Here is an 11,768-nt window from a genome sequence, read left to right as displayed (position 1 = left end):
GGTGGTCAATTTGGCCCGGAATGCCTGGTCAGTTTGCCCCGGAATGGGGTGGTCAATTTGACGCGGAATCACTGGTCACATTCCGCCGGAATCAGGTGGTCAATATCAGCGGTATATCCAACCAGACCGCCGAATTGCTTTAAGCCATATGTCGGAAATTTGAATCAAATTATTAAATTGGTAGGCGGCCTTAATTTTCATAACGCACCTCCAATTTATCTGGGTTAAGGGTTACGTAATTAATTGCAGCCTTTTTGATTTGCTCGGCAGTCGGCATATTGTTTTTCAAAAGCCAGCGGTCGATTAAAACCCTGTCGAAGAACAATTTTTTACCATTCGGGCAACTAAAGGGGATTTCCCTTTTATGCGTTTTTTTATACAGTGTGCTTTTTGAGTAGCCTGTATAAATACTTAATTCTTCAAGCGTTAGCACGGCTTTTTGAGCAATTGTTAGCGCTTCGATTTTTTTTAATAATAAGTTATCTGTTTCCATGTTTGTTTTATTTTGGTTAAGGAGCCGGCTTCCTTAACCTGTGTAACATGGTACAAATTTACCGTGTAAGTCAAACTTTATTACTATCTGAACATGGGCACAAAAGGGGCTTACTTGTTCCCCACGTTTCCCCCCTTATATTTTTCATTTAACATTTTGAGCAAGATTAAAATATCATTACCATCCTTGCTTGAAACCCCTGGGTCGATACTGTCTTTAGATTTATCTGCATTTTCAACTGTAATATCTTTACCTTTATTATTAATAAAATGCTGACTAATTACGCTGTTGACCTTGTTTCTCATTTTTAAAAATATTCTTTCATAATTTTTCCCGGTCTTAATTCCATGGAATAAAACTGCGAGGCCTTTTTGCGTTCTCTTCCACTGCATTTTAGTGTAAAGGCTATTAGCTTGGAAATGCGCCGCAAATACTTCAAAAGCGTCATCTATATATGCAGGGTGTAAAAACTCGTGCAGATCCTTTATTACAGCCTGATTATCGGCACCATAATTAAGTTGTATATGTTCAGGCAGATTAGGGGAGTTTTTAAAATCATCGTACCCTAATAAATACGGTTGATACAACGGGTATATCCAATAAAATTGTTCTTCAAGCCATTTAAAGTATTGTATGAATTGAAATTGAACAGCTTTGTAGAACTCAGCATCTGACATGGTATCCCGCTCGTTAAGCATAACCTCCACCTGCCACTGGCTGTCTTCAACGTTATTAAAATAATGCGTTACCGTGTCAGCGAACTGAATTTTAATAAATTGATTTTGCTGTGCCAAAACCACTTTGGTGAATTCTAATGCACCCATGTGATTGTTAATTAAGTTGCTTCGAACTTCCTTAGCAAAGTCGCCGTCCTCGTAGTAATTAACAATTGCTTCTCTTACCCGTGATAAAGGATTTGCCAGAACATCGCCGACATCCCATGCAGCTTTAAGACGTTTAAATGAAATTACATCCCCTCGTCTGAAAGCTGATGCTATATCCAAATATGCAGATTGAATTAGTTGAAAATCGTTATCAATTGGTTCTATGAATTTTACGTTAGTGTTGCTCATGACATTAAAAATTAAAAGTTGGTAATTGGTTGACGGCTTCTACTTTTTGCTTATCCATTACTTTTGCATAGATCTGTGTTGTTTTTATATGGCGGTGACCAAGCAATTTCATTACTGTATAAATACTCACATCATGAGTCAGCATTAAAGTTGCATAAGTATGGCGAGAGCAGTGAAAAGTAATGTGTTTACTAATTCCTGCCCGCATTACCCATTGTTGTAATTTCAAGTTGTACCATGCGCTATACCTAAGCCCTTTAAACACTTTTTCGAAGTTCTCCCCTCGCTCCCCCATAAATGTAAGAGCCTGCTCACTTACAGGTAGTATTTCAGCTGATTTAGTTTTCTTTTGCACAAATCGTAATTGAGTGCATTGTAACGCTTCTGAATACTCAACATCTTTCCATTTCAAGTTATTGGTGTCAGACCACCGCAACCCAGTAGCGCAACTAAACAAAAATGCTTGCTTTAATACTTCAATTTCACATTCGGTATCAATCAACTTCTTAAGTTCTTCAACCGTTAGATACTCACGATGGGTGTCTTCCTCTCTAATGCTCTTTACTCGATGCGAAATTTTATCGTGAATGATTTTATCATCAAAAGCTTGGTTCAGCGCAGCTTTCACCTTGTTAAAATATGATAAGGCAGAGTTGCGGGCTAAGCGTGTGTTACTTTTCGTTAACCGAGCTTCAAGTAAATATTTTTTAAACTTTTCAAGGAAATCGGTGTCCGCTTCTTCAAAAGTTAGATCTTTACCATCAGTAAACTTTAATAGTACTTGATAGGTACTCTGCCAATTACCGTAACTACCACTACTGGCCCTACGTTTATTGGTTTCTTTTTTAAAGTAATCCAAAAAACTACCCTGCCCACGATGAGTGTCTGTAAATCCATATCTTTTGTTTTGATGCTCCAATAACCTCGTAGCTCTGATAGCTTCTGCCATCTGCCATGTGGTCTTGTTAGCTTCCCTTTCAACTTTGGTTGTTGGCTTGTTAACAATGAATAATTCTAACTTTTCGACTTTGCGTTTACCATTTTGGTAGGAGTCAAGGATCAAGCGGGCCCTTCCATTTTCTAATTGTCTTTCTCTAATGCTAATTGACATGATTTTACGATTTATTTTATTTAATCGTGAAGTTCTCATCCCAACGAATACAGAGCAACTTTATATTTCGTCCATGGGCTAAAATCGAACCCAAGCTATAACCTTTTTGTGACACAATGGTGACAATAAGAGGTAATCCCAACGTGTGACGAATTGTGACGATTTTGAAGCTTCGTCACAAACCCGTAACAAATTAACGGTAGCGAATTACTACAAAATGGCAATCAAGGGAAAGAAAAATACTATTTACCGTGGGAAAGGAAAATAAATCACAACTAATTGATAATCATTATTTTCCGATACAGAACTTACTAAATATATTCTCCAGTAAATCATCCGTTGTAACTGCGCCGGTTATTTCGCCGAGGTAATGCAGGGCCTGTTTGATATCCATCGACAGGAAGTCGGATGTAACGGTATCAATGCCGTCCAGCACCCTGATGAGGGCTTCCTCGGTTTTTTGCAGGGCTTCGAGGTGGCGGATGTTGGTCACGAGGGTTTCGTGCCCGGTAAGCTGTTCATTTATAGCAGCAGCGTAGATCTTTTGCTTCAACTCTTCGATGTGCTGTTTTTCCTTAGCCGAAATTACAATTGCATTTTGCGATAAAGCAGCGAGTTGGGCATCGTTTAAAAGGTCCGCTTTGTTGGCTATTATTAACATAGCGATGCCAGGCTTTTGCAGGCTTTCCATATCGCTTATTAGTTCTTCGTCAGTAATTTGTTCCGCATCAAAAACATACAGTAGCAGCGCGCTCTGGCTTATTTTTTCCATGGTCCGCTGCACCCCTATTTGTTCAATAGCGTCTGTAGCTTCACGGATGCCAGCGGTGTCGATCAGCCGAAAATTGATGCCTTTGATATTAAGCACTTCTTCTATCGTATCGCGGGTAGTACCTGGAATATGGCTTACAATGGCGCGTTCCTCGTTTAACAAGGCATTCAGCAGGGTTGATTTACCCGCATTTGGCCTACCGGCAATAACGGTGTTCACGCCATTTTTTATAGCGTTGCCAAGCTCAAACGACTGTATTAAACTCCCGATAACTTTGGTGATCTCGTGGATTAGTTTTTTCAACTGATCGCGGTTGGCAAATTCTACGTCTTCCTCGGCAAAGTCAAGCTCGAGCTCAATCAGCGAGGCAAATTGCACCAGCTGATCGCGCAGGGATTGCAGCTGGCTGCTAAAGCCTCCACGTAGTTGCTGCAGGGCTATTTGTTGCGAAGCCTTGGAGTTAGATGCAATCAGATCCGCAACGGCTTCTGCCTGCGAAAGATCAAGCTGCCCGTTCAGGAAAGCCCTCAAGGTAAATTCACCCGCTTTGGCTGAACGTGCGCCGTTTTTGATAAAGAGTTTGATGATTGACTCAATAATATAATTGGAGCCATGGCAGGAGATCTCTACCACGTTCTCGCGGGTGTATGACCGCGGGGCCACAAACAGCGATGCAACCACCTCGTCCAGTTCCATATCACCATCTATTATACGGCCAAAGTGGAGCGTATGCGAGCCCTGTTTGGTGAGATCCTTCCCTTTCCAAACCTTTTGGGCAATGATTATGGCATCCGGCCCCGAAAGGCGGATAATCCCTATCGCCCCAATTCCGTTTGGGGTGGCAAGCGCAACGATGGTTTCGGATTGGTTCATAGCAGATAATTCATGGATCATAGCAGCTCATCAAACACGATCAGCACACAAAAATCAAAAGTCGCTAATTAGCATGAACAGGGCAAATGCTTTTGGCGTATTTGGAAATTGGGCCTCATTATTGGATCGAGACATGCATGCAGGTGTTTCGCTTTGTACGTGGAACATTCATTTTAAAATAATATTGATTATCAGTATTTTACAGTTTTTGTGAAACACTTTGGAACACCCCGGTTGATAAGATAAAACATGCAATGAATTAATTATCAATTAATTATGAACAAATAAAAAAGCACGTAAAAATAAATGAAACACCCTTAAACTCCCCCTCATTAAATTACCACATGGCAACTTCATCAAATTCACACGACTCGTTTTAAGCAAAGCGATAAACCCTGTAGAAATTGGTTTTAAATTTATTTCGTGCAAAGACGCGGAGACGCACAGTAATTAGCTTATTTTTCTTTGCGCATCAGCGATCTTCGCGTGAAAAATTTACCACTTCATACAAATTAACACCGTTAAGTTGAACATGAGAAACTTCAAAAGCGATCCCCCTGCGATAAATCCAAAAAATTATTGGGATGTGTTTGTTTGGTGTATATTTAGCCTATGACAACTCGGCTGCTTATTTTTATCACGCTGATAACCGGCATCTCCGCATCGGCACAACAAACCGATACGGTATTTTTAAAACAGGTATTGCAAGCGCATCCCGAATTGTTCAGCAGCATCCTCAACCACCCTACCCAAAACGAAGTGCAGATACTGTACACACAAATAGACCGCGATAAAAACAACGTACCGCACTTTACTACCTACAGTTACCGCCTCAACGCCAACCGGTACTTCTACCCTGCCAGTACGGTGAAACTACCAACCGCCATCTTCGCGCTGGAAAAGCTAAACGAGCTGGGCCTGAAGAAATTAAAGGCTGCCGACATGATCACCGATAGCGCTTTCACAGGGCAAAGCAAAGTTTTGGCAGATACCTCATCCAACACGGGGCTCCCCTCGATTAACAATTACATCAAAAAAATACTGTTAGTGAGCGACAACGATGCCTATAACCGCCTGTATGAATTTATTGGCCGCGACGAGATCAACAAAAAATTAAAGAAATATGAATTGAATAACACCCGCATTGTTGGCCGGTTGGCCGTGGGTGATGGTGGCGAAAGTGCCCGCAACACCAATCCGGTAAGCTTTTACGATGGTAAAAAACTACGCTACAGCAAGCCCCTAATGCGCGACAGCCTTAATTACCTCATGACGCTGGAGAATATGATACAAGGAAAAGGCTACCTCAACCGTAAAGACAGCCTCATTATGCAGCCCTTTAGCTTTGCTAATTTGAACGTTTATACCATCGAAAACCAGCAAATGGTACTGCGCCGGTTATTGTTCCCGGAGACATTCCCGGCAGCGCAGCGCTTTAATCTTACGCCAGATGATTATAAGTTCATTTACAAATACATGAGCATGTTCCCCACGGAGAATACTAAGCCAACTTACACTCCGCCCGAATACTACCCCGCGTACTGCAAATTTCTGTACTATGGCAGCGATAGCCTTGCGGTAATAAACCCCGATGTGCGAATCTTTAATAAGATAGGCGATTCGTACGGGTACGATATTGATAACGCTTATATTATAGATACCAAAAACAAGTTAGAGTTTATGCTGACCGCTGTAGTGCAATCTAACGAAGACAGCATCCTGAACGATAATAAATACGAATACAAAACCGTGTGCCTGCCCTTTATGAAAAACCTGGGCCAAGTAATTATGCAGTACGAGTTAACCCGCCCCAAAAAGCACCTCCCCAACCTGTCGAAATTTAAATTTGTTTATAGAAAGTGAATTTTATTTAATTAAAAGCAAACTTCGGGCTATTGTGGCTGTTAAATGGGGAAACAATTACCACCTACATGACAACAGCAACCATAAACAGATATAAAGGCCCGGCAAAAGACCAGGGCGAAAGCATCAATTTGTCCAGCGCTGAGCGCACACTGTCAATAGCTGGCGGCACCAAACTGGCGTTATCCGGCCTAAAAGGTATTTTCAAAAGTCCGTTTGCAAGCATCATTAAAATTGGGGCGGGTGGCTACCTGCTTAACCGCGGCATTACCGGGCATTGCGCGCTATATTCGGGCATGGGCCGTAACAGTACCGAGCCGGTGAATGTAAACATCCGCTCGTCGTACTTTATCAATAAGCCAAGGCAGGAGGTTTATAATTTCTGGCGCAAGTTGGATAACCTCCCCCTGTTTATGAAACATCTTAAAAGCGTGGAACTGATTGACGATAAACGCTCTCATTGGGTGCTTAAATTGCCATTGGGTGTACCTGCAGTGAGTTGGGATGCCGAAATTGTACACGACGACCCCGGTTATATGATCGGTTGGAGTTCACTTCCCGATTCATTGATAGATAATGCAGGTAAAGTGCGCTTTAAGGACAACCCGGATGGCCATGGTACTTTGGTAGATATCACTATCTCCTACCGCCCGCCGGTTGGCGGTTTCGGTGGCGGCATCGCACATATCTTAAACCCGGTGTTTAAAAACATGGTTGATAACGATGTACGTAACTTTAAACAATATATGGACATTGAAGGCGGCTACTCCACTTTCGAAGAGCCCGATGCCTATGTAATAGAGGGAATTATTATTGAAGAAGAGGAGCCAGACTACCAGGAAACCTCGCAACAAGATAACCCACCGATCGATTACGTTGAAGATGAGTCCACACGGTCGGTCGGTGAAACTGACCAGCCTGGGCAATACAACCGGGCTCCCGGTGATGGAACGGTATCTAACTTTTAAACCGAAAGGCTCCTTAACCGGGGCCTTTTCGGTTTCAGATCTAATGGTAAACCCTTTGCCCATAGGTATTCGCATTGTCTTCGTCAGACAAATTTTCTATTTATTGAATTTCATAACCGTGAATCTCTTGCTTTGAAAACGCAGATCGCAGCTCAACCATTCCTATCAATCAGTTAAATTATAGTATAAAGTATAACGTAAAAAAAAGTTTATAACATGTAGTTTATACATATCGCCCAAAGAAACTTTTTCGTAATTTACAGGACTTAAACCCCTCTATGAAAATCACAATAGCGTCCTTATTTGCGGTAATGCTTTTTACTACATCTTCTGTATTTGCTCAGCAAGACACTTCATTTTTAATTAAAACATTAAATTCTTATAAAAAAACAGCCGATGCCGCCCCGGTAGAAAAGGTATACCTGCACTTAGATAAGCCCAATTATTTACCCGGCGACACCCTTTGGTTTAAAGCCTATGTGGTAGCAGGTAAAACCAATCAGCTATCAGATATAAGCGGTGTTTTGTACACTGAGCTAATAAACGCGTCAGATTCGGTGATTAGCCGGGTAGTTTCAGAAATTAACTCGGGCATTACCTGGGGAGATTTAACGCTTTCATCCAATCTCAAGCGTGGTAGCTATCATATAAGGGCATACACCAACTGGATGCGCAATGCGGGTGCCGATTTTTTTTACGACCAGCCCTTGAGTATAGGCGGCAATCTTTTTGATGAATCGTCGGCTAAAACTACAGAATTAACTCCCGACGTACAATTTATGCCCGAGGGCGGCGACTTGGTGAACGGGTTACGGGCAAAAGTGGCTTTTAAAGTGGTGAATCAAAAGGGCCTGTCAGAAAACGTTACGGGCAGCATTGTTGATAACAACAACAACACAGTGGCCGAATTTACAACCCTGCATGCAGGGATGGGCATTTTTGCGCTTCTGCCCGAAAGTGGCAAAACTTACACCGCCAATATTAAACTCAGCACCGGCCGTATCGTTAGCGTTGCCTTGCCAAAGGCTAAAGAAACCGGCTACAGCCTGCAAATTAATAATAGCCATAATGATAGCCTTGGTATTAAAATATCCGCCAACAATCAACTGTTCAAGGCCAAACAAAACAGCGCGTTCTATCTCATAGCACAAAACGGCGGGGAAGTATATTATGCCACGGCCGGCAAATTAGTTGGGGCTGTGTTTACGGCATCAGTAAAAAAAAGCCGGTTTCCATCGGGCATAATGGCGTTTACATTATTTGATGATACCGGCCAGCCGGTAAACGAACGCATTGCGTTTATTGCAAATGACGACACGCTGAAAATAGCAGCCGACACAATTGTAAAAACTACGGCCCCAAGGGATAAGATCAAACTAAACCTTACCGTAAAAAACGAGGATGGTGAACGGGTTGCAGGCAGTTTTTCTGTAGCGGTAATTAACCAAAGCCGCGTTGGTGTTGATGAAGATGCCGAGGGGAGCATCTTTAGCCACCTGTTGCTAAAATCTGATCTTAAGGGATATATAGAAAAGCAAAATTATTATTTTAACCGGCAAACACCTGCCAAACGCGCCGAATTAGATGTGTTGATGTTAACGCAGGGCTATCGTAAATTTCAATGGCAACAAACGTTAGGTAATTCGGCGGCAAAACCCGTTTACACTGCCGATCAATACTTAAGCCTCGAGGGAGTTGTGAAAACGCTTTCCGGCGATGCGGTGCCAAATGGTAAAGTAACACTTAGTTCAACTAAAGAGAATTTTGTTAAAGATACAGTAACAAATATTACAGGCAATTTCAGGTTCGATAAATTAAGCTTAACTGATACAGCCAAGATAGCATTACAAGCCCGCAAAGAAAAAGGTGGAAAAAACGTCGCTATCTTTGTAAAACAACCCAGTTATCCAACCGTATTAAAAAGCACTGGTGCTGCTACAGCAGTTTCTCTAAACAGTAACTCTTTATTTAATACCGATGAATATAAAGAAAAACTTAAAGCAGATTCATTAAAGTACCACGCCACTTTACAACAGGTTACCATTACCGCAAAAAAACTGGCTAAACCCGATGTGTTTAATTTGCATGGCGTATTACCTGAGCGCATTGTGGATGTAACGCGAATAAGGGGTCAGAACTCATTACAGGATGCAGCCCGCTGGGCTATACCAGGCGTTTTTTCCGTGAGCGGAAGATTACTATATGAGAACTTGCCACTGGCTGTTTCAGTAAATGGTTTGCGTATGGATGTAACTGATCTCGCTGCTTATGATCCGCAGGAAGTGGAAAACATAAGGCTTATCTCCGGGTCTAATGCAACTGCCCCGTTATTGCTCTTTATTACTAAACGCTATGCAGGTACCGACACTACCGTTTTAAAAGAAGTTACCGTTAAGTCGTCGCGCAGCAAAGTACCACAGGTTACCCGGTCGTCCAATTTACACGGAGCCGGAAACGCCGACCAGGTATTAATGGGCGATAAATTGGTAGGTTGCGTAAACATTGCCGACTGTTTACGGGGAAAACTATTTGGCATTACTTTTAAGCCCGATGGTACACCTGTAAATACTTCGCGCGGCATAAACAGGGATATGGTTATTATTGTGGATGGCATTCAATTGCCGGGCTCAGAATTGAATAACGTTGTTGCCGATAACGTACTAAGTATTGAAACCTTGATAACCGGCGGGGCAAGATCTATCTATGGATCAAATATTGGCGGGGGGGCTTTAATTATTACCAACAAAATTGGAAGCGAGGCTAAGTTTGTAACCAGCGACGTAGCAAAAGGAATCATCGCTTATCCATTTAAAGGGTATCATGTGGCCCGCACCTATTATGCACCTAAGTATACGGCAGGGCAAAGTGCCGGCGCCCCGGACCTCCGTTCGGGCATTTACTGGAAGCCGGATGTGCTGTCTGATAGTAACGGCGCGTTTTCCATCGATTACTTTAACGGTGATACAAAAGGCACCTACCGAATAGTAGTTGAAGGGATAGATGGTAACGGACAAATTGGTAGGCAGACTTATTATTATACAGTAAAATAAAAAATGATCTTGGTCGTAAAGAGATAATTATTAACGATTTGTGTTGCGAGCGGCCACTGTGCTGGCAATACAAGACGTTACTATATGGTAAAGAGATTGCTTCAAACGCTGCACACTTAGCCGCGCACTGCTTTCGCAAATGGTTACAAAAAAACCACCCCTAATAAAAAACGGCCTCCGATTACTCGAAGGCCGTTTTTCTATATCAAAGAATCTTAATTCTTATTTCACTGCATCAATAACCGCTTTGAAAGCGTCAGGATGATTCATGGCTAAGTCAGCTAACACTTTACGGTTTAAACCGATTTCTTTAGCGGCTAACTTGCCTATTAATTGTGAGTAAGAAATCCCGTGCTGGCGGGCACCTGCGTTGATACGCTGGATCCATAAAGCTCTGAATTCTCTTTTCTTGGTTTTACGGTCACGATAAGCGTACTGTAAACCTTTTTCTACTGTGTTTTTAGCAACGGTATAAACCTTGCTGCGTGATCCCCAATAACCTTTGGCGAGGATCATGATCCTTTTTCGGCGTCTTCTCGACGCGACTGCGTTAACTGAACGTGGCATGTGTTGTTGTTTTTGGTAGTGAGTGTGCCTCGCGGCAGCTTTTCGACTCTAATACCTGGTTAAAAAATTGTTTAATTACTTTCCGATACAAAGCATACGTTTAACGTTACCTGAGTCAGCTTTAGAAACTAAGCTGGTGTGGCCCAAGTTACGTTTACGTTTGGTCGACATCTTGGTTAAGATGTGGCTTTTGTATGCGTTTTTACGGGTAATTTTACCGGTTCCAGTAAGCTTAAAACGCTTTTTTGCACTGGAATTGGTTTTCATTTTTGGCATAACTCTATTTATTTATTTAGATGTGAGATTTGAGATATGAGATGTGAGAAGAAACTTCCCGCACCGGCATACTTCATTTCCCGGGTTTGTACTCTGATATTTGTTAGCTGCAGACCGGGATAAAATCTCAAATCTCATATCTAACGTCTCAAATCTATTTTTTGAGCGCTTTTGGAGCCACGGTTAAAAACATCCGTTTTCCCTCAAGCTTTGGCAGTTGCTCTACCTTGCCTACTTCTTCTAAAGCTTGCGCAAAACGCAGCAGTAAGATCTCGCCCTGCTCTTTGTACACAATGGCACGGCCTTTAAAGTGCACGTATGCCCTCACCTTTTCGCCGGCTTCTAAAAACTTGGTGGCATGTTTCAACTTAAAGTCAAAATCATGGTCATCAGTGTTCGGCCCGAAACGGATCTCTTTAATTACAGTTTGCTTGGCATTGCTTTTTATCTCTTTAAGCTTCTTCTTTTGCTCGTAAATAAACTTGTTATAGTCTGTTACTTTACAAACGGGCGGACTGGCGTTCGGGGAGATCTCGACCAGGTCGAGCTCTTGTTCCTGCGCTATCGCCAAAGCATCTCTTAACGAGAATATACCCTGCTCAACGTTGTCACCTACAAGGCGCACTTCCTGAGCCCTAATGAACTGATTGATATTGTGTTCGGCTTCTTTTTTCTTAAAAGGGAGCCTTGGTCCTCTGTTGAAAGGTTTGTTTAAAGCCAAG

The 11,768-nt window shown here is 42.3% G+C and carries 10 protein-coding genes; 3 read left to right on the top strand and 7 right to left on the bottom strand.

What is annotated here, in order from left to right; genetic code table 11:
* Positions 1–190: 190 nt before the first annotated feature.
* From EPL05_RS16790 to mnmE, 4 genes are all read right to left on the bottom strand, one after another.
* On the bottom strand, positions 191–493 hold the full coding sequence (locus tag EPL05_RS16790; protein ID WP_128535124.1) for a helix-turn-helix transcriptional regulator: 303 nt from the start codon (positions 491–493) through the stop codon (positions 191–193).
* A 110-nt stretch (positions 494–603) separates the two neighbouring features.
* The gene (locus EPL05_RS16785) at positions 604–1,566 is read right to left on the bottom strand and encodes a hypothetical protein (protein WP_128535123.1); all 963 of its coding nucleotides are present in this window, start codon (positions 1,564–1,566) and stop codon (positions 604–606) included.
* A gap of 4 nt (positions 1,567–1,570) precedes the next feature.
* A complete protein-coding gene (locus tag EPL05_RS16780) occupies positions 1,571–2,677 on the bottom strand; it encodes a tyrosine-type recombinase/integrase (RefSeq protein ID WP_128535122.1) in 1,107 nt (368 codons plus the stop codon).
* 289 nt (positions 2,678–2,966) lie between these two features.
* On the bottom strand, positions 2,967–4,322 hold the full coding sequence (gene mnmE, locus EPL05_RS16775; RefSeq protein ID WP_128535121.1) for a tRNA uridine-5-carboxymethylaminomethyl(34) synthesis GTPase MnmE: 1,356 nt from the start codon (positions 4,320–4,322) through the stop codon (positions 2,967–2,969).
* Between the two features lie 612 nt (positions 4,323–4,934).
* Here mnmE and EPL05_RS16770 point away from each other — a divergent pair.
* The 3 genes from EPL05_RS16770 (at position 4,935) to EPL05_RS16760 (ending at position 10,203) form a co-directional block, all read left to right on the top strand.
* Positions 4,935–6,185 (top strand): serine hydrolase, encoded by a 1,251-nt coding sequence (locus EPL05_RS16770; RefSeq protein WP_128535120.1) that lies wholly within the window; start codon positions 4,935–4,937, stop codon positions 6,183–6,185.
* Between the two features lie 68 nt (positions 6,186–6,253).
* Entirely contained in the window at positions 6,254–7,153 is a 900-nt protein-coding gene (locus tag EPL05_RS16765) for an SRPBCC family protein (protein ID WP_128535119.1), read from the top strand.
* A gap of 278 nt (positions 7,154–7,431) precedes the next feature.
* Positions 7,432–10,203 carry a hypothetical protein gene (locus tag EPL05_RS16760; RefSeq protein WP_128535118.1) on the top strand — a complete coding sequence of 924 codons (2,772 nt, stop codon included), beginning with the start codon at positions 7,432–7,434 and terminating at the stop codon, positions 10,201–10,203.
* Positions 10,204–10,425: 222 nt separating this feature from the next.
* Here EPL05_RS16760 and rplT read toward each other — a convergent pair whose 3' ends face one another.
* From rplT to infC, 3 genes are all read right to left on the bottom strand, one after another.
* On the bottom strand, positions 10,426–10,770 hold the full coding sequence (gene rplT, locus EPL05_RS16755; protein ID WP_128535117.1) for a 50S ribosomal protein L20: 345 nt from the start codon (positions 10,768–10,770) through the stop codon (positions 10,426–10,428).
* 75 nt (positions 10,771–10,845) lie between these two features.
* Complete coding sequence (gene rpmI, locus EPL05_RS16750; RefSeq protein ID WP_128535116.1) at positions 10,846–11,046, bottom strand: 50S ribosomal protein L35; 201 nt, start codon at positions 11,044–11,046, stop codon at positions 10,846–10,848.
* Positions 11,047–11,200: 154 nt separating this feature from the next.
* Positions 11,201–11,767 (bottom strand): translation initiation factor IF-3, encoded by a 567-nt coding sequence (gene infC / locus EPL05_RS16745; RefSeq protein WP_128535115.1) that lies wholly within the window; start codon positions 11,765–11,767, stop codon positions 11,201–11,203.
* Position 11,768: the final 1 nt, after the last annotated feature.

Source organism: Mucilaginibacter gilvus (genome assembly GCF_004054195.1).
Classification (GTDB): Bacteria; Bacteroidota; Bacteroidia; order Sphingobacteriales; family Sphingobacteriaceae; genus Mucilaginibacter; species Mucilaginibacter gilvus.
This window is presented reverse-complemented; position numbering and strand designations above follow the sequence as displayed.